Raw genomic sequence first — 23,923 nt, 5'->3', positions numbered from 1 at the left:
ACAGAGATGGAAAACTCTATTTCCTCATACAGCCCCATAAGCCTAACGATTCTCGGTATCTTTCATACACCGTACAGAGAATGCATGAGAACGACCGGAAGAGTGAGTCCACGTCTTATCGGAAACTTTATAATACAAGGAAGTAGCTCCCTGATCCTTATCATTTCCATAACTACTTGCCGATGAGTTGGACCAATAGCAAGCAGCACCCTTGCTAGCATCCAGCCCTGTATTATTACCATTATTTCCACCATTAGATCCCCACTTACAACCTGCTAACGGCCAATAAGCATAGTTTGTACCATCATAGCAATATTTAAATACCGCAGTTGCGCTCTGTTTCACAAATTCACCTTTCTGCTCTATCTCATCCAATACACGGGGAGACACTACCCGATACCCTTTCGGACAAGGATCATAAATAGATTTATGACCGTCAGAAGGATTGAGATAAGTGCTCGATTCGTTCGGATTACCCCAGAAGTCATCCTTACGGTCGGTACGTGCACCGGTCCATGCACCCAGATACCAGTCGGATTTTGTATTCTCCACTTCATTGGTATAAAGCAATGCACGAGGATTTTCGATAGAGAAGCGGACATTGGTGGCTTGAGTAGGTATGTTAGTACCCACGGTTCCCGACCAGCCCACCGGCGTAGGACGTCCCCACTGGAAGTAAACACCGTTTTGCTTCCAGTTGTCTCCTTCGCATGTCATGTAAGTACCCAAATTACGATCCAACACTACATATCCCGTATTACCATAAGGGTGTTCTGCCGGAGTAGGGGTCATCCAGATAATAAAACTCCAGATAACAGTAGTCTGATCCTCTCCATAGATAGCCACCTGACCGCAACCGCCGTCATAACCTCCACTTACCTTATAGGTATTGATCGTAATATTGTAATCACCGCCAACGGGAGTGATGTCCGTAGTAGAACCATTCACAGCAATCATCTTATGATTAACATTCAAATCGCACCCGAGAATAGTCTTTGCATACTTAGGTTCTTCCACTTCCATGAAGTTACCACGTGCCTTCACACTAATCGTATTGCTCACACCACTGGCCGAAATATTCGTCATCAGACAGTTGGATTCGCCATAAGCCCATCCGCCTGCCAGCAGACGTGTCTCTACAGGCTCATACCATTCACAGGAATTATCCGAAAGTTTCAAGTTATTAATAGCAATCGTATTGACTGCATTGGCTTTCAACTGCTTTCCTTCCTTTAGAATAGGAATCGTAACCGTCTGCCGGTCATTCTCCAGAGTGACCACAATATACACCTCTTTGCCGCTTAAATCAGCAGGATACGTAGTCAGATATAGATCCTGTGCGGAAGCCAGCAACTCGGGAGTAGCCAGTGAAACAGTGGCATACGGCTTGACATCCGTACCGTATGTCAACTCGTCCGTATCCAGATTCGCGGTAAACGTACCGGAAAGAGGCGTTTTCGTCTCCTTGTCGTACAGGGAAACACTCTTTAGCCTGTACGTAGAAAGTTCCTGCGACGAGATGCTGAACTTCACATAAGCCATCGCATGACTCAACGTAAATTTGGCAAGCATATCCGGACCGCTGACTGTTGCCTTGGCAAATGCAAACCCATACTTTCCAATATGATGACTATCACCCGGACGACTTTGCCCCTGCTCTACAGACAAGGAAGAAGTAATCTTGTTCCCGTCTTCGGCCAGTTCCGTACTTGCCCGGTACGGGTAATAGATAAGAAGTTCCGTAGCTCCTGCTTCCGCCATCTTCACATCGTCCGAAGTAAAGACACCGGAATTCTGCCCGATCGATTCATCACTTAACAAAGACTGCACATTGTGAATATCAGTCCCTGCCGTACGGGAGAAAACTCCCAAGGCATCCCCCTCACTCCAAAGCACCGGATAAACATCACCTGTTTTATCACCGATAGAAACACGCGTCTGCGGAGACGAGAGTCCGACCAGCGTCAGACATGAACCTTCCATTACCGGTTCCCGGCCGTTATCGGACGAAATAAGCTCGTCCTGTGTGCAACTTGTCATCATCAGAATCGTTACACCTATTGCATATAATTTATTTTTCATACCATTCATTCTTTTAGGTTACATCCTCGTTTACCATTCATTCTCTTCCAGATCACCGGCAGAACCGCCATCACTCCATGCGCCTTCTGTTCCTGCCGCTTTCCAAGTTTGAAAAGCGGAACACACAGCACGCCCCTCGGCATTATAGGCAATGATAGCACTGATATAATTCACTCCCGGACGCAATCCTTCGGTGACTTTACGGGTATAGGGCAGAGATACCGGTTCTCCGTTTTCTTCTACGAATTTCACCAGCTTCACTTCAATGTTATAGTCAAAGCCGATGTCGGCCACCGGATAGAAATCAATGACTTTCGCTCCGAATGTAGTACCTGTTTGCTGTTCGGAAGTAATCAGAGCCGTATTGTCTGCAATCTCCGAAACTGTCAGGTTCATGGTGGGGATGACACGTGGAGCCGAATCATCCTTGTCCGAACAGGAGGCAGTTATCAGCAGTAATACGAAGATAAATGCCATGCTTATATGTAAGTTCTTCATAATCATATTGTATTAGTTTTATTTTTGTAGATTCTTATACCGTAGCAATGCTTCTAAAAAGTAATAATCGGCATACGTCAGAGGGACATCTACTTCGCTTTTATCTGGAAGTGCGCCCACGCTATGCTTCAGGAGGAAGTTCCCGTTCGTATCCGGTTCGGCCAGATACTCTTTCGAGGCAAGCGTGCGGAGTTGCTTTTCCGCCATGGCAAGATAAGATTCCTTGGCTTCCGTTCCGGGGATATAGCGGCTTAGCTCGATAAAAGCAGAGGCCATGATAGCGGCAGCAGAAGCATCCCGATAGGAGTGTTCTTCCACCGGAGCGTCAAAGTCCCAGTAAGGAATACCGTCGGCAGGTAGACGGCGGAGCAGCATATCGGCAATATGTCCGGCTTGCAACAGATAATTCTGATAACCCGTCAGGCGGAACATCATCGTATAGCTATACAAGGCCCATGCCTGTCCGCGACTCCAAGAAGAATTGTCCGAGAAACCCTGCACAGTCTGCTTGCCGCGCACTTCTCCGGTTTCAGGATCGTAGTCCACCAGATGATACGTAGAGTAATCATCGCGGAAATGATTCAGGATAGTGGTGTTGGCATGTGTGCAGGCTATGTTCTGCAAAGAATCATCGGCATAGGCTTTCGACATGGATAACAGCAATTCAAGATTCATCATATTGTCAATAATCACCGGAAACTTCCAGTCACAACCTTTGCGCACAAAGTCCCAGCTACGGATTACACCGGCAGTAGGTTGGAAGCGGGTTGACAGGGATTTGGCTCCCTGATAGAGCACCTGTTTATAAGCCTCATTGCCCGTCAGCCGGAAAGCATTCCCATAACTGCAGTTCAACTGGAAACCTACATCGTGATCTCTGGTCACGTACTGTATAGAGTCGAGTTTCAGCGTATTCTTCTCGGCCAGCGCCTTCACGGCATCGTTCCGGGTATATTCATAGATATACCAGAGGGAGCCGGGATAGAACCCGCTGCACCACCAATAGATATTCGAAGGGACAAACTCACCCTCGGCAGAGAGCGTGCGGGGAAGTGTCTTTTCCGTCAGGCGGGTATCCATATTCGTGTATTGTTGCTCTGCAACGGTAAACACACGGTCAATCAGCGCCTCCATTGGCTCCTGCCTGGAGCAGGATGCCAATGTTAGAAGTCCTAGTATAGATAATAATAAGATTCTCATACGTTCAATTCATTTTATTTGGGGGACAGGGTTGTAGTAAATGTGGCAGTCTGGTTGGCTGTGACCGTTGCTTCAAAGCCGACCATATAAGTACCCGGATTAGCCTGGTCATAAGAGTTTTCACTGGTAGTACTCCATGTTTTGTAGGTAGGCTTCACGGTTCCGCTGGCTGTGAGATACATCACTTTGCTTCCGTTAGTTAGTACGATGCGGTTACTTTCCACCGTCGGGACGGCAGGGGTCACCATACACCAGCGCACTTTGGCGGATTTATCCGTTCTTGCCCTTATCTCATCCATGACCACTAAATCTTTATCGTTCACGATTTTCACGGTACGGGTAGCGGATGCAGCCTGATCGGACACTACTTCTGTCAGATCGAAAGTGGCTCCCAATTCCGTAGCAGTGTTGATGGTAGTGGTCAGGGTAGCCGCACCGTCCACCCGGTGACGGGCATCATTGATTGAGATCGTGCTATGATTGAGATTATTCAGGCGGAATACATCCCAACGCATCGAATTCTGTCCCATATCCCAAAGATTACCACCCAAACCGGCCAGTACCGACTCAAGAGTTGTATAACTTTGCAGACCGAAATCCATCGACCAACGCACTCCATACGCATCGTATACAAATGAACCGGCATCCATGTGTCCATGACTAGAACCGGCCTTGCCGCCTTTGATACCGAGGTATTTATCCGTATCCGTGTATGTCCAGTCGGTATGCACCATCACGACGGGCGTTTCCCCTTTTCCACTCCATAGCTTATTGGAAGGGGCGGAGATCGCATCCAGATTCAGATTATTGGCGAAAGCCATAATCATTGGCAATAGGCGGTTTTCGGCACAGGAAGCATATTCACCGTTCTTCAGCATTTTCAGTTCATTATAGAGCAATGACGGGTTACTGTATTTATCGGCAAACCACCACGAAGCGAGTGCTGCGGTAGAAGAGGGAGCACAGTCCGAATAATTAAAGAACTTGCTGTTCAGCCCTGTCATATACAACATATATTCTGCCGTTTTGGAGAATCCCGGTGTATCGGAAAGTCCGTTATCCGTGCCAAGCGTACTGTTGAGGGCGGCAAGCATCAACACCTGATAAAGTGTGCCGTAACACCAGTAACCGCTGCCCTCCGGATAGTTGCCGTCGGGAGAATACATCACTTCCAATGCAGGTTTATTGGATGCTAAAGCCTTTTCAATCATGTCCTTTGCTTCGGAAGGATTGTTTTCATAAGAAGCCAGTGCCGCACAGACCAGTCCGCCATTACAAACCTGGTTCCAGTTGTTGGTAGCTTCATAGAAGTTCAGGTTCCAGTTCTTGTTCTGTGCCTGTTGGAAAGCAAACTTCAGCAATGCGTTGGCTGCTTTCGTACGGGTGGAGGCGCTTAGTTCGTTATAGAGCCAGTCGTAGCCGAAAGCAACGGCCGTAGCCATTTCGCCCACATCGAGAAAATGACGTTTCGAGTTCCAGTCGGGAAAGTTGCATACAGCATTGATATCGGTTTCCGCTTTAGTCAGGTATTTGGCATCGCCAGTCATCCGGTAGGCATAAGCACAGGTGAAAATACGCAATAGAGCATCACGGGAAACGTCGAGAATACGTTTGTTGCTAGCATCCAGTTTATAAGTCAGTGCCGTTGCATTCATCCCTTTGCTGTTGCACACTCCCATAATGGTGTTATGCAGCAAAGTCAGATTGGCACTCGTATTTGCATCCACTTTGGCTTTCAATGCAGTGAAAGCCTCGGCGTTCATCAACAGACGAGGATGGTTATCCGCAGTCAGTCTGGAATAATCCAGTCCACCCTCCGGCTCCGTAGGATTCGGTTTCTCATGGGTAGATCCCGGACGGAATCTGTTCTCATCCTCATCAGAACAACTTACGGCTGTTCCTACGAAGAAAGCTATGATGATTGTTTTAAAAAGAATCGTTTTCATGGTTCAATGAATTTATTTGTATTACTTCAAAGGAATAAGTCGTACTTTCAGTTGCGAGGCACGATGGGCAGGAATCACCGTTTCAAAGCCAACGCGGATGGTTCCCGGATTGCGGAAATCATATTCATGCGGGGGCACGTTGGACCAGATTTTCATTTCTACTTCCGTACCGGTATCTGCTGTCAGGAGCATCCGTTGTCCGTCTTTAGTCAATTCTATGCGGTTCTTGCCCGTAATCTTGGCTTCTGCCGGGGTGACCATCATCCAGGATACGGTAGCTTCCTTATCGCCCGTCTCCAACCGGTCTATTACCTCCAGATGGTCTTTCCTGTCCAATATCACGGTGCGGACAGCTTTCTTCACACTGTTGGCAAACACACTCGACAGGTCTACTTCCGCCCCTTTCTGTTTCTTCGACTCGAAAGTACGGGTAATCGGGGCATTGCTCTCTACCAAATGGCGTTCTCCGTTAATCGTCAACGTATTGTGAGCGATATTGCTTAACCGGAATACTTCCCAGCGTTGTCCGTTCTGCGACATATTCCACAGGTCCACTCCCTTACTTTCGAGTGTGATATAACTCTGCATCCCCAAGTCCATCGCCCAACGCACTCCGTCTCTCTCGAAGATAAACGACCCGGCATCCATGTGTGCATGAGAGGTAGAGGGCGAACCTCCTTTCACTCCCAGATAGGTGTCTTTCTTACTGTCCCATCCGCCACGGTAGATAAACACAGGCGTATCTCCGCGGTTAAACCAGAAGTTTTTCTTCGGCTTTCCGATCCGGTTCAGGTCGAGCTGTGAACAGAACACCATCAGGCTGGGCAGTAAACGGTCTTCGGCAAACTGCATATCCGGACGGTCGAGATACTGACGTTCAATCCACAACAGGGAAAGGTCTTTCTCCTTGCCTGCAAACCAGAACATCATCATGTTACATTCCGCCTCTACCGGAGAATCCGAGAAACAGAAGCAGTCTCCACTCGGAGCCGTCATATACTGCATGAAACGGGCAGACTTCTTAAATCCGGGGGCTTGGGAGAGCCCATTGTCTGTGCCGAAAGCACTTTCGAGCGCAGCAATGAGCATTACCTGAAAACTCGTCCCGTACCCCCAATATCCGAATCCTTCGGGATAACCTCCATCAGGACCATAGCCTACCATCGCTTTCGGATTTGTCTCCATGCATTTCTCGATAATACCTTTCGAAATCTCCGGAATCTCTTCGAAAAGAGCCAGTGCACCATACGCCAATCCACTATTACATACGGAATTCCAGTTATTCTTGGCAGTGTAGAACCAGGCATGACGAGTATTCTTTGCCGCATCAAATCCTTTTTCGATGATTGCTTCACGCACCACCCGGCGGGTGTCGGGCTGCAAAGAATCATAGAGCCAGTCGTAACCGATAGCCAATGCCATTACCATCTCGCCTACATCCAGGAAATGAGTAGGGTTCCAGTCCGTGAAACGGCTGACAGCGAGCATCTCCTGTTCCGCACGGTGAGCGTATTTCTTATCTCCCGTCATACGGTAAGCGTATGAGAGGTAATAGATACGCTTCAATGCGATGCGCGAAATCGCCAACAGGCGTTTGCCCTCCTTGATACGTTCCACAGGTGGTTCTGTAAGTGTCCGGTCGCAAAGTTCCATGATCCGTTGGTGAACTGCTGCCAACGGGGGATACTCCGCAATAGCTTTCTTAATAGCTTCTTCTCCGCCCTCCGGCAATAACAGACGGGGATGAGGCGCTATCTTGCCATAATCAAACTGTTGTGCAAACGCACCTGTGCAACCGAATACAAAAATGAGTAATAGTAAAAGTATTTTCTTCATCCTTATTCAAATCTTTATGATTAATACGCCCAACCGCTTCGTTTAGTCAGGTTCGGGTTCTTCTGCGTTTCAGAGATAGGAGCAGTCCACGGCCACATAGATTCGGTGTAATACCAGTTATACTCTACCATATCGCCCCACCAGGACTTGCCGCCATTCACGTCTTTCCCCTGGAATTTGGTTTCCTTATAGGTTCCCCAACGTACTTCGTCGAAGAAGTTGATTCCTTCCAGACAGAATTCCACGCGACGTTCATAGCGCACTCTTTCGAGCATGTCTTCTTTTCCGTTCACTGCGCACGGACCGCTTCCGCCCTCTGTCAACACAGGCATATGGGCGCGGGTACGTACTTTATTCACCAGGCGGATGGCTTCTCCTATCTGGTCGGTCTGTGCCAATGCTTCCGCATACTGTAACAATACATCGGTATAGCGAATCAACGGCCAGTCGGTATGACAACGGCTCCGGCTAATCAAGCGGCCTTTCTCAAACTCATTGTATTTACGATAGCAGTAGAAAGCGGAAGTACGTTTATCGAGCCAGAAGTCTCCTCCATTCGTGCCTTGTTCCTTCAACGGCCAGCGGAGTTGTTTACCGATTTGGTCGGCATCTCCGGCATAGTTAGGCTTGTAGCAATCTACCGGGATATAAGGGGTAACGACTGTCTGTTGCAAACGTGGATCGCGGTTGTCATACGCCTTTTTAATGCGGGCTTCGTTACCACTGTTCAGGTAGTATTTCTGATAAATATCTTCACCTACGCGTTTGATAAGGGCATTCTTTTGTGAGGACATGGATTCCAACCCGTCACGGCAGAAGAAGATTTCACGTTGTTGCGGAGTCAATAAGTCCCAATCTTCCAAACCGTCTACTTCCGACCATTTGAAGTCCGATCCGTCGGCATTCTTATAATAGTCTACAAAGTCTGCGGAAGGTTTTATTTCCGTCCATCCGTCATACGTATCACGCGCACCGGTCATTTGCTGAATGTTGTCACAGTAACCGGTTTCTTCGCTAAACTGGAGTGAGAAAATCATTTCTTTGTCTTTCTCGTTTTCATATTTGAAGAAGTCGGCATATTCGCCTGTCCACAAGCCGTAGCCGCAGGTTTCCACTTCTTTGAAATCGTTGCCTGCTTCCTTGTATTGCTTCTTCCACATATACACCATGCCACGAAGCGCATAAGCAGCTCCCTTGGAGGGGCGTCCGTAGTTTTCGTTCAGCGTGTTATGGGGGAAATCGGGATTATTGATACAATACGTCAAATCGTCCAGAATCACTTGCCAGACTTCATCTACCGAAGATTGACCACGCGTACAGTCTTCATTATTGATGGGTTCCAGATAAACGGGAACACCCTGATAAAGCATATTCAGCCGATTGTAGGCCCACGCACGGAGGAAACGGGCTTCGCATTGATAACGCGCCAGTTTACCGGCAGCCATATCCGCTTTATGCAGATTGGCAATCGCATCGTTACACGCATGGATGATGGTGTAACAGAACTTCCATTCATACCACACCTGAAAGTCATTGGCAGGTTTGGTAGCCAGCGAAAGCAGTTCCACCGGATAGTTGTTGGAATAATAATCGGTTGCGAAGCTCATGGCTTCGATTCCCTGGCGGTTCAAACCGTCGGCACGCCGGAGCTGGGTAGACGAGAGTTGGGTGGCATAGAACGGATAGTAGAGTCCTGCCATTCCCTTGTCGGCAAGCTCCTCCGTAGTCCACATGTTTTCACTTGCGATCTGGTCTTCCGGGGCTACATCGAGAATATCCATGCAGGAGGTAGCAGCCAGAGCCATCGTTAAAATCATTAATATCTTTTTCATATCAGATTCTGTTTTTTAGTTCTACATCATTAAAAGGTAATCTGTCCGCCAAAAGAGATCTGACGCATCAATGGGTAGCCGATTTCAGTTCCTATTTCCGGATCAAGTCCCGGGTAACTGGTAATCGTCAGGATGTTATCCATCGACACGAAAGCACGGAGCTTGCTTACAAAGAACTTACTGGAAATCCTCTGCGGCAATGTATAGCCTATCTGGATATTCTTCAACTTGAAATAGTCGGCCTTATATTCGTTCCAATCACTCTGGATTCTGTTATTATACGTAGTTCCATACGTCAGACGGGGGTATTTGCCCGACTGGTTGGTGCGCGAATCGTCCGGATTGGAAGGATCGAAGAAGTAATGATTGTCGGCAATATGTTCGATAATGCCATATCCGTGACTCACGAGCGTGGAGTTGTAGTAATCCGTATTCCAGTTGAGGTAATGTCCGAAAGCTCCCGACCACAACATGGAGAAATCAATATTCTTGTAAGAGAAAGCACAGTTGAAGCCCAGGTTGAATTTCGGCACACTGGTATGACCGGAGAAATCCCTGTCGTTCGTATCACCATAGTTCATATCCCCATTGCTGTCGGCATAGAGAATGTCACCATACCAAAGCTGGTCTTTGGCAATCGTCTTCATTCCTCCGAATGAATAACCGGAGTCAATCATGGCCTGTACCCATACCATGTCTTCCTTTGTACGTATCATTCCGTCCTTCGGTCCCGCATGGACGTCCACCGCACCTCCGGTATAGCCTTCGCCGGAACCTCTGTACACCTTATACATATAGGTTTCACCCAGTTGGCGACCTTCACAGATGTATCCTCCGAATCCGGATTCGGACACATCACTGAAGTTGTTGACATAGCTGACTTTGTTTCCCTGTGCATCATACGTCCAGTATTTCTGGAGATCGCCCTTGAATTTCATTACCTTATTGGCATTGAAAGAGAAGTTCATGCCTACCCGGTATTCAAAGTCTTTTCCGATACGGTCGTTCCAGTTCAGGGTAAATTCTACACCGCGGTTGCGCACTTCACCCAGATTTTCGGGAGCAGAGCCGACAACACCCATCGAGAGATAGAGTTCGGGATGGTAGAGAATGTCTGAAGTATATTTATTATAGTAGTCTATTTCACCCGTCAGGCGGTTGTTGAAGAAACCGAAGTCCAGTCCGATGTCGGTTGTTGCGGTACTTTCCCAATGCAGTTTGTCGTTGCTTAGTTTTTTACGTACCAGTCCTTTAGTTCCTTCACCATCGATTACGACATTGCCTGTGGCATAATTTGCCTGCCAGTCGTAGTTGCCCGTAGAGTTGTTACCTGTCTTTCCCCACGAAACACGCAGTTTCAAGTTGGAGAGATAGTCGGATGCTCCCTGCATGAACGATTCTTCCGAGATACGCCATCCACCGGAGAACGAGGGGAAATATCCCCAACGCTGGTTCACACCGAAACGGGAAGAGGCATCGGCACGGAGGTTGGCTTCGAAGAGGTAGCGTCCTTTATATCCATAGTTGACACGGCCGAAATAGGAGAGCAGTCCCCATTTGGCAGGTGCCGAGCTGGAAGAGCTGACGAGCGTTTCATAGGTGCTCAATTCGTTCAGTGTCCAGTCAGTAGCTCCTTTACGGGAAACGGCAAAGCTCTTGCTGTAATATTCCTGTGCGGAATATCCGAGTAATGCACCCAGATCGTGGTCTTTCTTGATGGTGGTATGATAGCGTACCAGTATTTCGGCACTCTGACGCCAGGTGCGCGCGCTTGTATTGGTAATGGAAGCGTTCTCCAGTGCGCTTTCGCTGACACGTTGGTCGGTCACGTAGTCCCAATAACCATTCTGGCGGCTATAGGAAGACTTGTCGGTAAATGTCGGCGAATAGTTGAATGTACCTTCGATGTTGAGGCCTTTATAAGGAGTGATAATTCCGTAGACTGAAGCGTTGAGACGCCATACGGTATTGAAACCGGTAGCTCCCGCCATCTGCCCGAAGATATTATTGGCATTGGAAGATTCTTCACTTGCCAGTGCGGGACGTCCCCAGTAGTTCGGTTCGCCCGGATATACACCCGGAGTAGTCTGGTAGAGATACTTGAATCCATTGCTGATGTTTGCCATCCCGTAATCCTGCTTTTGTCCGTAAAGGCGGGTACCGACGGTCATCCACTTCACAATCTTGGCTTCCAGATTGGTACGGAAATTGATTTTCTGCGTACTTGAATCGAGGTTCCAGCGGTTCATGACTCCCTGATTGTCGAGATAGCCCAAGGAAAGCATATACTTCACTTTCTCCGAGCTGCCGGAGACAGAGAGGTTGTGTTCCTGCGAATATCCGGTGTCGAATACTTCGTCGAACCAGTTCGTGTTCGGATAGGCCACGTAATTGGGCACTCCGTATTCGTTCAGTCCGTTCGGATCGGCAGAAGCAGCCCTCCAGCGGTCAATGCTTTCCTGCGAGAAAATGCCTTTGGTATTCACATTTTCGCAAGCCTCGTTGACCAGTCCCATATAGCGGGCGTAGTCGCTTACGAAAGAGAGGTTGTTGTAAGGCATTTGCACGACTCCCGAATAAGAATAGGAGATTTGCGGCTTGCCTTTTCCGCTTTTGGTGGTGATGAGGATCACTCCGTTAGCGGCACGCGTACCATAAATAGCTGTTGAGGCAGCGTCTTTCAGTACGGAGATGCTTTCAATGTCGTTGGGATTCACGTTGTCCATGCTCCATTCAATACCGTCTACCAGTACCAATGGGGAGTTGGTATTAAACGTACCGTTACCACGCACGCGGATGGTGGCGCCGTCCGATCCGGGTTGTCCCGAAGCCTGCGTCACGTTCATACCGGCAGCGAGTCCCGAAAGAGCGGAAGAAACACTCATGATGGGACGTCCCTCCGTCTGGTCGGCAAAGTTGATGGAAGTCACGGAACCGGTCAGGTTCACTTTCTTCTGCACACCGTAACCCACTACCACTACTTCATCCAGTACTTTCGTTTCCACCTTCATCCGGACGTCGAGTTTCGTGCGTCCGTTCAGGGGAAGCGTGGTGGTTTGATAACCAATGTAACTGAAAGAAACAGAAGGTTTGGCAGAAGTTGTTTTTAAGGTGTAGTGCCCGTTCAAATCTGTCAAGACACCGTTCGTTGTACCTACTTCGACGACGGAAACACCCGGCAGGGTTTCTCCATTCTCATCGATCACTACTCCACTTACTGTAGCAGATGTCTGTGCCCACACCACATCTGTCAGTAAAAAAGAGCGAAGCCAATAAAAATAATAGATAATGCTTCTTTTCCATTTGATTAGATTTAATGAAACAATTAGGTTGTTAAATACTCACAGTGCAAAGAAATGGGATATTTAACCAACCTAATAATACTGTTTAGGCGATTGATGCCACTAATTAAGAAAATTCGGCCGAGAATGAAAAGGAAAAACCAGCTTTTAAGATTTCGACTAGCTTTTATCAGAAAATGACCAGCTATTCTTATTCCATATTTAAAAATAGATTGTATTTTTGCCCGATACCTAATAACTATTCGTCGAATATCTAATAAAAAACAGTATGAAAAAACAATTTCTACTTCTGATTTTATCACTTTTATTCCTACCGCTTGCACAAGGCAAAGTAAAACTTCCCGCAATGATGGGAGATCACATGGTACTTCAACAGAACAGCTCCGTTAAATTATGGGGTTGGGCAGACGGCAAAAAAGTAACCGTCACTACTTCATGGAACAACCGGACTTATCAGGCATCTACCGACAAAGACGGGGCATGGCTGGTGAAAGTAGATACTCCCAAAGGAGGATATACACCTTATTCTATTACAATCAGCGACGGAACTCCGGTCACTCTCTCGGATATACTGATAGGGGAGGTGTGGATCTGCTCCGGACAGTCGAATATGGAAATGCGCATGATGGGAAATGCCGCACAGCCCATTGACAACTCGCTTGAAACGCTTCTGAACACAAGCAATTACCGCGACAGAATCCGTTTTATCACTGTCCCGAGAACAAAAGACGAGAAACAGCGGGCAGACTTCGAAGACAGGAAATGGGAAGTTCCCGCTCCTGAAACAACCATTGATTGCAGTGCCGCAGGTTATTTCTTCGCCCGCCAACTGACTGAAAGCCTTCATATCCCCGTAGGACTGGTTATCAACAGCTGGGGCGGTTCACGAATCGAAGCATGGATGGACGAGAAAACATTGGCTTCCGTTGAAGGTATGAACGTGAAAGCAGCCGGCAATCCTAAATTAAGTATGTCACAGCGGTTATCGGGACTGTACGACACCATGCTATGGCCTGTAAAGAACTTCACGGCACGCGGCTTCCTCTGGTATCAGGGAGAATCGAATATATCCAACTACCAGTTCTATGCCCCGATGATGACTGCTATGGTGCAGCTATGGAGAAATGTATGGGAAGCTCCTGATATGCCTTTCTATTACGTACAGATTGCCCCTCACCAATATAAAGACAGCCGTGACACAGGTGCCGCCTTATTGCGGGAGGCACAAATGGAAGCCTTGAAAACAATTCCCAACTCCGGCATCATACCGACCACCGATATCGGTGACGAATTCTGCATCCACCCATCCCAGAAAGAAGTAGTGGGCCTCCGCCTGGCTACACTTGCACTAACCAAAACTTACGGTGTGCGCAGGCTGCCATCTACCGGTCCGGTGATGACCAAAGTAGACTATTCCGGCAACAAGGCCATAGTGACATTCAATAACGCTCCTGCCGGACTGTTCCCCACTTTCTCTGAACTGGAGGGATTCGAGATAGCGGGAGCCGACAAGAAGTTCTATCCGGCAAAGGCAAAGATTATAGGACGCACCAACACGGTAGAAGTGTGGAGTGAAGAAGTTGCCCAACCGGTTGCCGTGCGCTATGCCTTCCGTAATTATGTAGGAAATATCACCCTGCGTAATACTTTCGGATTGAGTGCTTTCCCGTTCCGTACAGATACGTGGGACGACGTGAAGTAGAGACCTCTACAGAGGGGATAGTTACCCGGTTTACAGGATCTATATCTCCTGTAAACAGCATATAAATGAACCGAACCTGATAACAAAGAAAGGAAATTATGAAACGGTCCGTCTTATCCATATGCATACTGCTGGCATCGGTCTCTCTGGTCTTCGCCAATATCTACAAGAAATATGACGTTAGATCGGGGCTATCGGGCAATTGTGTCCGGAGCATCCTTCAGGATAGCATCGGATATATGTGGTTTGCCACACAGGACGGACTGAATCGTTTCAACGGCATCGAGTTTACCAACTACGGACATTCGTCAGAAAACGGCGGAAACAGTTATATGAATATAGTAACCATCTGCCGACATCCGGATAACAATCTGATTTGGGTGGCAAGCACGGAAAAACTGTATTTATTCGACTCGCGGGAAGAGAAATTTTCCGTATTCGACCGCCGGACAGAAGATGGAGTGACAGTCAACAGTGTCTTCGGGATGGCTTATGACAACTCCGGACAGCTATGGATCGGAACAGCCAGCGGATTGTTTGTCTACAACGAGAAAAGGGGAACATTGAAGCAGTATCTACATTCTCTCTCCGACCCTCACTCATTGCCGGACAACCATGTGTGGGTGGTCTGCAATGATTCATTCGGGACAATCTGGATAGGCACGCGGAATGGCCTTGCGAAATACAACCAGCGCACGGACAACTTCACAGGGTATATATCCGAAGAGACTTCTTTCGGACGTCCTGCCTGCAACGAAATTATTTCTTTGATGGAAAGTTCGCAGGGAGTGCTATGGGCGGGTACATGGTACGGAGGACTGGCACGTTTCAATAAGGAGACAGGGCAATTCCGCTATTACTTCGGAGAAGGGGACACACTCACCATCCCACGCATCCGCACCCTGTTTCAACGGACAGCCAACTCTTTCTATCTCGGCTCCGATGACGGACTTTACACATTCAACACCACCACAGGAGAGTGTCTGCCGACCGACGATGAACAAAGCAAAGAAAGTATCTATGCCTGTTATCAGGACAGGGAAGGGGGAATCTGGATCGGGACATATTTCAGTGGAGTAAGTTACCTGTCTCCCAAGCATAAGGATATCGAGTGGTATTATCCCAACGGTACGGAGAATTCTCTTTCGGGAAATGTTATCAGCCAATTTTGCGAAGATCCTGACGGCAACATCTGGATTGCTACCGAAGACGGCGGATTGAATCTCTTTGATCCCCGCACGAAGAAGTTTAAGAATCATCTATTGAGAAGCAATAATCCCAATATCGGTTATCACAATATCCATGCGCTGCTCTACAACGAAGGAAAGCTGTGGATCGGCAGTTTCTCACGGGGGTTATATATCCTGGATATCCAAACGAGAAAAACGAAGAACTATCGCCACAACCGTACTAACCCGCATTCCATTCCTAACGATCATATCTATTCCATTTATCAAACGAAAGATGGCAGTATTTATTTGGGCACTCTGTCCGGGTTCTGCCAGTATGATCCGAACAGTGATTCGTTCCGGACACTGGAACCTTTAAGTCATATCTTTATCTACGATATGGTGGAAGACCAGTATGGGGACTTATGGCTGGCAAGTAAAAGGGACGGCATCTGGCGTTATAATCGCCAGACCGGTAAGCTGCACAACTACCGTAACGATCCGGCTGACCCTGCTTCTCCCTGTAGCAACTGGGTTATCCGTGTGTATATCGACCATAAACAGAATCTATGGTTTTGTACCGAGGGAGGCGGCATCTGCCGTTATCACTATCAGGAGGACCATTTTGAAAATTTCTCTACCAAAGAGAATCTGCCGAACAATATCATTTACGGCATACTGGACGATCAATCGGGTAACTATTGGCTTTCTTCCAACAGGGGACTGATCCGTTATGAGCCGCAAAACAAGCGGGCACAACTTTATACCATTGAGGACGGATTGCAAAGCAACCAGTTCAACTTCCGTTCTTCCATGCAAGCCCGTGACGGGAAATTTTATTTCGGTGGGGTGAACGGATTCAACAGTTTCTATCCGTTCAAATTATCGATCAATAAGGTAAAGCCCACGGCATCTATTTCGGCAGTGTATATGCACAGTCCCGATGATAAGGTGAGCCTTAGCAAACGCATTCCTGCCCTTAGCGGACAGGTTACCATTCCTTATCAGGTAGTTTCGTTCGACATCACATTTGAAAGTCTAAGTTATGTGGCTCCCAGCAAGAATTTATATGCCTACAAACTGGACGGCATCCACAAGGAATGGATATACACGGACAAACATAACGTATCCTTTCTCAACCTGCCTCCGGGTGAATATACGTTCCGTGTGAAATCCAGCAACAACGATGAATATTGGAGCAATGACGACTGCTGTCTGCATATTGAAGTTCTTCCTCCACCCTGGAAGACGATCTACGCCAAGATTTTCTATTTACTAATTGCATGTGGATTCACTTATTTTCTGGTAAGGCTTTATCTGCGTAAGCAACAGGCCGTGAAATTAAGGAAGATGAAAGAGATGGAACAAATCAAGAATCAGGAATTGTTCCAGTCAAAGATAACGTTCTTTACACAGGTTGCGCATGAAATCAAGACTCCGGTAAGCCTTATCAAAGCTCCGCTGGAAGCTATTTTGGAAACACATGAATGGAACAGTGAAGTAGAAAGTAACCTGTCGGTGATACGGAAAAACACCAACCGCCTGATGGAACTTATCAAACAATTGCTCGACTTCCGCAAAGTGGATAAGGAAGGATATGCGCTTTCATTCAATGAGGTAAATATCAACCGGATGACCGAGGAAATCATCGACCGCTTCCGGGCCATCTCGCTGACCGGAATATCCTTCAGTGTCTCTCTTCCGAAAGAACATCTGCAATATAATGTAGATCAGGAAGCACTGACGAAAGTCGTCAGTAACCTGTTGACGAATGCCATGAAATATGCCCGCAGCCGTATTATGGTGATTCTGGACGAGCATTTGTCCGCCGAAGGACGTACTCTTTCCATCTGTGTACGCGATGACGGGCCGGGAATTCCGCAAGATGAATGCAGCAAGGTGTTCGAACCCTTTTATCAGGTGGGAAATGCCGGCAATAACGGATCGGGAGTAGGTATCGGGCTAAGCCTTGTCAAACTATTAGTCGAAAAACATAACGGGAAAGTTTTTATTAACCCTAATTATGCCGAAGGTTGCGAAGTGTGTGTGGAAATCCCTTATTTAGAGAAAAGTATTCCGGCAACCCACGCCGTCACTTCTATGCCCGATGAAGGTCCCGCTCCGGAAGAAGAAGCCGAATCCGGCGGTTACTCCCTGCTCGTTGTGGAAGATACGACGGATATGCTGGAATTTCTGGCTAAGAATCTGGGAAATGCCTATACCATCCACACAGCGACCAATGGCAAGGAAGCATTGGAATGTCTGGAAACAACGACAGTAGACCTTATTATCAGTGATATCGTCATGCCGCATATGGACGGATTCGAATTATTAAAAGCCATCCGTTCCGACAATATGCTTTGCCATATCCCGTTTATCTTGCTTTCGGCACTCGACAGCATCGATTCGAAAATTGCAGGTCTCGACTATGGAGCAGATGCTTACATAGAAAAACCTTTCTCCCTAAGTCATATGAAAGCCACTATCAATAATCTGCTGGAAAACAGGCGTATGCTGTTCAATCACTTCACAACCGTGCCGAATATGTCATACGACCAGACATTAATGAATAAAACGGATGTGAAATGGCTTACCACGATTAATGAAATTATTACCCGGAATTTCACCAATGAAGAATTTACCATCGACAAGATGGCGGAAGAAATGGCAATCAGCCGTTCTAATCTGCAACGCAAGTTGAAAGGATTGACCGGAATGCCACCTAATGATTATATCCGGTTGATACGGCTCAAAACGGCCGGAGAACTTCTGCGTGAAGGAGAATACCGGATTAATGAGGTTTGTTTCATTGTCGGATTCAATAATCCTTCGTATTTTGCCCGTTGCTTCCAAAAGCAATTCGGGATATTGCCGAAAGATTATGTGAAGAAAGGAGGATAAGATTCTTCTATTATACTTATATTTATGTATTTGTGCCGCCTCAACAAAAAGAGGCGGCATTTTATGAAAAAACTAATAAGAAGCTGTTGCCGAAATCCCTTCTTTCTCCAGTAAAGCTACAATACGGTCTAATTCTTCATGCGTAGCTTTCTGTAAGTCATGGTCGGGTGTTTCCCGGTCAATCGTATAAATCATCACTTGACGGGGAGCGATTTCCTTCACTGCTTCTATCCAGGGAAGCACATATTTATCAGATGTATTATCCATGTCCTTTCCCTGATAACCTCCTTTCAGAAACATCGTTTGCACAATGCAGTTTCCTTTGAACTCTTTCATCTTTCCGATGATCTTCTTAACGGAATATTTTCCATTAGGACGATCTAATAAATGAATATATTCTTCATCCACTGTATCCAGTTTCAATATATTATTATCTATCTTGTTCAGTGCTTCGAATACAGCAGGACGGTCTATAAATGTAGAGTTACTCAATACACTTACTTTCGCTTTCGGGAAATACTGATCGCGAAGCGCAAGCGTATCTTCTATAATTTCCGGGAAATGGGGATGAGCAGTCGGTTCACCGTTTCCGGCAAACGTCAGCACATCAGGGGCAGGACCGTTCGCCTGCATATCTTTCAGTTTTTCTTCAAGAGCCGCACGGACTTCTTCACGGGTTGGGAGAGGCTTCTTTGCACGATGATCGGCATTGAAACCACATTCACAGTAGATGCAGTCGAATGAACAGACCTTACCGTCACCCGGTAATAAGTTAATTCCCAAAGAAACACCCAGACGGCGGGAATGTATAGGACCGAAGATGGGTGAAGGAAAAATAATAGTCATCTTTTTATTATCATTTACTTCATAAATCTTTGCAAAGATAACCCAAAACTTACAGGTTATCCTACCTGTACCACCATTTTTTCATCATCCCCAATAAATCATCATTATTCAATGATACTCAAGAAACCACATGGAAATATTGGCTCATTCTTTCCACAAGCAAAATATACATATCACGCACTTCCACCTGGGGATGTGTTGTACTAAGCTTCTCCAACCTACCACACAGATGATACAATTCATCCTTTAAACGTTTCGCCATACCATTATGTTTAGCGTCTTCCTGTATCATATCCAGCCATGTTTCCAGACATATCAGCTGCATATCCATCTGTTCATAAGTAACGGCAGACGACGGATCAAAACCATTGAACAACCCTTCATAAAGATCCTGGAAAAAATCAATATCATCATAGGCTTTCCTGTCACTTCGCAATGCCTGCAATCGAAGAGCCGAAATTGTCTTAACACTCAACAATTGCTTAAACAATTTCACCAATTCCGGATATAGGATATGGTTCCTCACTTCCAACAAATTCTCTTTTACATAAGCACATTCCATCTTTTTAGCAGGATGAAATAAATATGTATCCAGATCAAGCATTGCCTGATGCTGTATCTCCGCCGGCTGAGAGCTGCCTACCGCTTTCGCTATTTCCACCAGATAACTTCCATACAAACGAATAGCCTTTCTATATATATCATTGAGTGAACTTCCCCTATCTCCTTTTTTTCCTTTATATACAATCTTATCCAACCGGCTTACTACGGTCTGCAAATCCGATATTCTTATTGCATAATCCTTTGAAAACCCAGTATCAAGCTTCTCTTCTTCTGATGATCGGAACAAACGAATACGATCCGGCAAATAATGATCTATCCATTGGCGAAGCTGCTCTCGTTCATCATAGCAGTTCTCACATCCTTTGAAAGGATGATAACCAAAGTAAACGGCCAGACAATCATCATCCCCAACTTTTAAAGTCGTCCCACATGAACTTTCCGACAAACTTCCGCGCAAACCCAAAAGATGCCCGATCTCTTCCGTTATTTCATTTTGCAGTAACTCTTTTTCCACTTCTTTAGAATAACGGTCAGCCAGAATACGCGGATCCGAGGCACCGCAACTTAGCAGATAATCATCTAATCGCCCTTTCAGAAATCCATGTCCGATATTCAGACGACATGAAAGTATCTCTCCCGTACGAGGATGATGTGTAAGGTCACTTTTTATCCCCGGCATTTTCAAGTCATAAGATATAAAAGCACGTTGTTCCGCCGGAATGATCTTCTTGTTTGCATACTTCACTTGCAAGGCATCATGGATGCCTGCCTTGCGGAATGCGGTATTCCATGCCGACACCCCTTCTTTCACCGCCTGAAAATATTCCTTCGGAAAAAGAGTATCTACATAGAAAGTGAGTGTCTTTGACATATCCCAACGAAGAATCAACGAATCTTCTGCCATACAGTAAGGATCTTGGGAATAATCTTTAAAACGTAATGTTTGATAAGGTATCCTGTAATCTGCCAGACGAATTCGATCCCTTTTCCGGGGAAGTAAGCGTATTACACAGGTAACCTCCAAAGGCATACTGCCGTCAGGCAATATGACAGTAGAACTGGAAAACATATATCTTTCCGATTCAGCTCCGTGATAGCGCCTGATTGTCAACGATACGCCTTCTTCGAAGGGATGTATTTTCGTTACTTCCGACAATTCCGGAACCAGAGAACGGATAAAACCATAATTATTATAACTGAACCAATCATCACCGTCCATCAGGTGCTCTGTTATCCGGATAACAGCTCCCCGCTCTTTTGAATAGGTTACCACCGGATAACTTTTACCGGCAGGTTGCACGTTTGACAAAGAGAAAGATGACTGATATGCGCTCGTTTCATCCAGAATACGTTCTGCATAAAAAGGTTTCTGAAAACAGATTGTAGCCTTATCAGGGGATACAATACGCACTACTCCCAGTCCGTCGACCGGACGATTCAGTAAATCAAACCCTCTATCTATCTGACCATTCACTTCGATTTCCCGACCGATATATTTTTCCGGTATTTCCAGATAGACTTCTTTCTCCGCCACATATACCGGAAATACACCGTCAAACTTATTCATCCCGGTAACCCAAAACTCATCGAATGGCTTGACGGAATTCTGCGCCTGAAGCAAAGCTGCAACACACAACAATATAAAAATTACATATTTTCTCTCCTTCATGAGTTTCTTTATTTGCTTTTCATCATTAAAATTAAATACTATCTACGAGAAACATTGCCCGTTTTTTAGCAACCGGATCCGTAATTCTATGACTATAATCAAGACCTTCTTCCTTCATTCTATTCAAAGTCTGCATAATGGAAACCAATAACCTCGACGAAGTTACCTTTTCTGATCTATCCAATAATTTAGAAAGTTTATTCACATAAAGTAGCTGCACTTTATATCGGGCATCACTTACAAAAACGTTATCATCCCATTCGGTAAATAATCCGTTATGTATGCTTTCCAGAAAATCATCTACAGACAACATATCCTCGCAGGCATTCTCCGTCTCCCCCACTTTCTGAAGAGAGCAGATTATTTCTGACATAAGCTCTTCATAAAAGCGGTCGAACTCACGACTACCATCTATTTCCAGATTGGTGGTCAATGTTTTATCAAACATCCACACAGGAGGCTGTAATACATAAGTCTGTATAAAGTTCATAACCTTTTGATTGTAAGCGGCTTTTTCTGGTATATAAATATTCTCATCCTCCGTTTCAGCAAGACGTTTCCCACCCAAATGAGACAAAACATGCCGCACCCACTGTTTATAATGATTTAATACCGCTTCATAACGTCCCTGCAATACGCGCAAAGACGTTTTATCCGTCACCTTCCAGGCATCAGGATGTTCACACAAATATTTCAGATTCTCTATCCCCTGTGCATTAACCACAACATGGTCATTACCTAAATCTTCCGCCTGCGCCCGTACATCCACTCCACCCGAGAAATGTAATGAAGAATCTTTCTGCTTTTCCTGATTCCACAAATCCCTGTTCTTCTCTCTTTCGGCAACATTCTTACCCGGGAATATGCGGTATCCCCATTCAATGGCCCATTTGTCATATTCACCGACACGTACCCACCTGTTTGTCAAATCAACCTTATCTTGAGGACGCAAAGCGTAATTACACCGCACATAGTCCATAATGGAACTTCCTATGCTATACCGGCTCAAAAAATCATTATCACGTAACTGGTCTATGGAATAATGGGAACTACCCAGAAAATTATGTTTCAACCCCAATGTGTGGCCGACTTCATGCGTCAGCACTTTTTTTATCTGTTCGTATTGCAAAGAGTCCGGCAACTCTATATTCCATGCCTGCGGATCATTCGCTCCACATTGAGCAAAATACCATTTCTGCTCCAGATTCAAGACACTGCTGAAAATTCCGATATGACACGCAATAATTTCACCGGACCGAGGTTCGCAAGGCGTTGGCCCATAGGCGTTATTTTGCCCTGATATTTTCCATGAAATAAACGGATAACTGCTATCATAAATACTAAAATCAGAATCTTCTTCAACGGTAGGAACCAGTCGCGCATCAATGGCGTTCTTAAAACCGGCTTTCTCAAAGGCCGGACGCCAGTCGCGCACTGCTTCAATGATACAGCCGATGTACTTTTCCGGTGTATTACGATCTATATAAAAGATAATAGGTTGTATGGGTTCCACCAATTCTCCCTTCATGTATTTTTCTTCATCTTCCGGCCTTATCTCCAGCCTCCATCGTTTGATAACAGCCTTCCGGTCGGCAGGCTGATCGCCCTGAAAGTAATTTTTGTCGATTACAAAATACGCTTCGGTATTAGCAAAAACGGGATCCAGCGGTTCTTTTGATAATAATTTTATGCAGATACCTGTATCCCAGTCTCCTATATAAGGAGGGGCAACAGGCTTACCGCGCATTCCCATTGATGAACTTTGATAAGTTCGTGTCGCATGTATCAACAGACGGTTATCAAATCCTTTGATTTCCTTGATACAGTCTTTTTCCCTTAAACGTGTACCTATCAACAAATCAAAAGACACAATATCAAGAGTAAACAAAGGAAAATCTTTTAATACTTCACCAATCTCTACCAGGTTACTTTCCGGATTCTTTGCTTTGACCGGCAATATTTTATAAAGTCTTTCATTTCCACGTCGGGCGGCGATCTTTGCATACACTCCTTCGGGATCTTCTATCACCCTTTCATGTTGTGGATCCAGCATCCACAATTCGTTCCCGTGTTTCCGGAAACTGAAGAATACCGGACCGATCATATCACCCGAATATCCGAATTTCTTTTCCATATCCCGATCCGGACGGGCAGGAGCAGCCAGAATAGTAGTCGTAACGACAAACTCGCGTCCAATCAATGAATCCGGAACTTCCCAATAGATACGACCGTTACTGCGATAAGTGGTAAACATACCGGGAATCACTTCTACAGATGCCCCTTCTTTAAAAAAAGCAGCAATGTCCGGCTGCTGACCGTACAGACAAGTACAGACAACAGCCAGAAATATTGCACCGATAATTCCTTTCAACATAA

At 46.1% G+C, this 23,923-nt stretch carries 11 protein-coding genes and 1 pseudogene; 2 read left to right on the top strand and 10 right to left on the bottom strand.

Going from position 1 to position 23,923, the window contains the following annotated elements; genetic code table 11:
- Positions 1–42 precede the first annotated feature (42 nt).
- The 7 genes and pseudogenes from NXV01_RS04585 to NXV01_RS04555 form a co-directional block, all read right to left on the bottom strand.
- The gene (locus tag NXV01_RS04585) at positions 43–2,082 is read right to left on the bottom strand and encodes a fimbrillin family protein (protein WP_259021807.1); all 2,040 of its coding nucleotides are present in this window, start codon (positions 2,080–2,082) and stop codon (positions 43–45) included.
- Between the two features lie 30 nt (positions 2,083–2,112).
- Positions 2,113–2,586: a hypothetical protein gene (locus tag NXV01_RS04580; protein ID WP_004324161.1), complete on the bottom strand. Its 474-nt coding sequence runs from the start codon at positions 2,584–2,586 to the stop codon at positions 2,113–2,115.
- A 12-nt stretch (positions 2,587–2,598) separates the two neighbouring features.
- On the bottom strand, positions 2,599–3,780 hold the full coding sequence (locus NXV01_RS04575; RefSeq protein WP_117933363.1) for a glycoside hydrolase family 88 protein: 1,182 nt from the start codon (positions 3,778–3,780) through the stop codon (positions 2,599–2,601).
- A 14-nt stretch (positions 3,781–3,794) separates the two neighbouring features.
- The gene (locus NXV01_RS04570; protein ID WP_259021806.1) at positions 3,795–5,726 is read right to left on the bottom strand and encodes a heparinase II/III-family protein; all 1,932 of its coding nucleotides are present in this window, start codon (positions 5,724–5,726) and stop codon (positions 3,795–3,797) included.
- Positions 5,727–5,747: 21 nt separating this feature from the next.
- Positions 5,748–7,562 carry a heparinase II/III family protein gene (locus NXV01_RS04565; protein WP_259021805.1) on the bottom strand — a complete coding sequence of 605 codons (1,815 nt, stop codon included), beginning with the start codon at positions 7,560–7,562 and terminating at the stop codon, positions 5,748–5,750.
- Between the two features lie 20 nt (positions 7,563–7,582).
- Positions 7,583–9,394, bottom strand: coding sequence for a RagB/SusD family nutrient uptake outer membrane protein (locus NXV01_RS04560; protein ID WP_259021804.1), 1,812 nt, complete (start codon positions 9,392–9,394; stop codon positions 7,583–7,585).
- Positions 9,395–9,423: 29 nt separating this feature from the next.
- Positions 9,424–12,697, bottom strand: a pseudogene (locus tag NXV01_RS04555) (SusC/RagA family TonB-linked outer membrane protein).
- Positions 12,698–12,964: 267 nt separating this feature from the next.
- Between NXV01_RS04555 and NXV01_RS04550 the strand changes: the two are divergent.
- Positions 12,965–14,398, top strand: a complete 1,434-nt coding sequence (locus tag NXV01_RS04550; protein WP_148367713.1) for a sialate O-acetylesterase — start codon at positions 12,965–12,967, stop codon at positions 14,396–14,398.
- A 98-nt stretch (positions 14,399–14,496) separates the two neighbouring features.
- On the top strand, positions 14,497–18,468 hold the full coding sequence (locus NXV01_RS04545; RefSeq protein ID WP_259021803.1) for a hybrid sensor histidine kinase/response regulator transcription factor: 3,972 nt from the start codon (positions 14,497–14,499) through the stop codon (positions 18,466–18,468).
- A 72-nt stretch (positions 18,469–18,540) separates the two neighbouring features.
- Here the strand turns inward: NXV01_RS04545 and NXV01_RS04540 are convergent, their stop codons facing one another.
- From NXV01_RS04540 to NXV01_RS04530, 3 genes are all read right to left on the bottom strand, one after another.
- Positions 18,541–19,314 (bottom strand): radical SAM protein, encoded by a 774-nt coding sequence (locus NXV01_RS04540; protein WP_148367711.1) that lies wholly within the window; start codon positions 19,312–19,314, stop codon positions 18,541–18,543.
- A gap of 118 nt (positions 19,315–19,432) precedes the next feature.
- Entirely contained in the window at positions 19,433–21,547 is a 2,115-nt protein-coding gene (locus tag NXV01_RS04535) for a DUF5117 domain-containing protein (protein ID WP_217723021.1), read from the bottom strand.
- 31 nt (positions 21,548–21,578) lie between these two features.
- Positions 21,579–23,921, bottom strand: coding sequence for a zinc-dependent metalloprotease (locus NXV01_RS04530; RefSeq protein WP_259021802.1), 2,343 nt, complete (start codon positions 23,919–23,921; stop codon positions 21,579–21,581).
- Positions 23,922–23,923 lie beyond the last annotated feature (2 nt).

Source organism: Bacteroides sp. BFG-606, assembly GCF_024788145.1.
Taxonomy (GTDB): domain Bacteria; phylum Bacteroidota; class Bacteroidia; order Bacteroidales; family Bacteroidaceae; genus Bacteroides; species Bacteroides vicugnae.
This window is presented reverse-complemented; position numbering and strand designations above follow the sequence as displayed.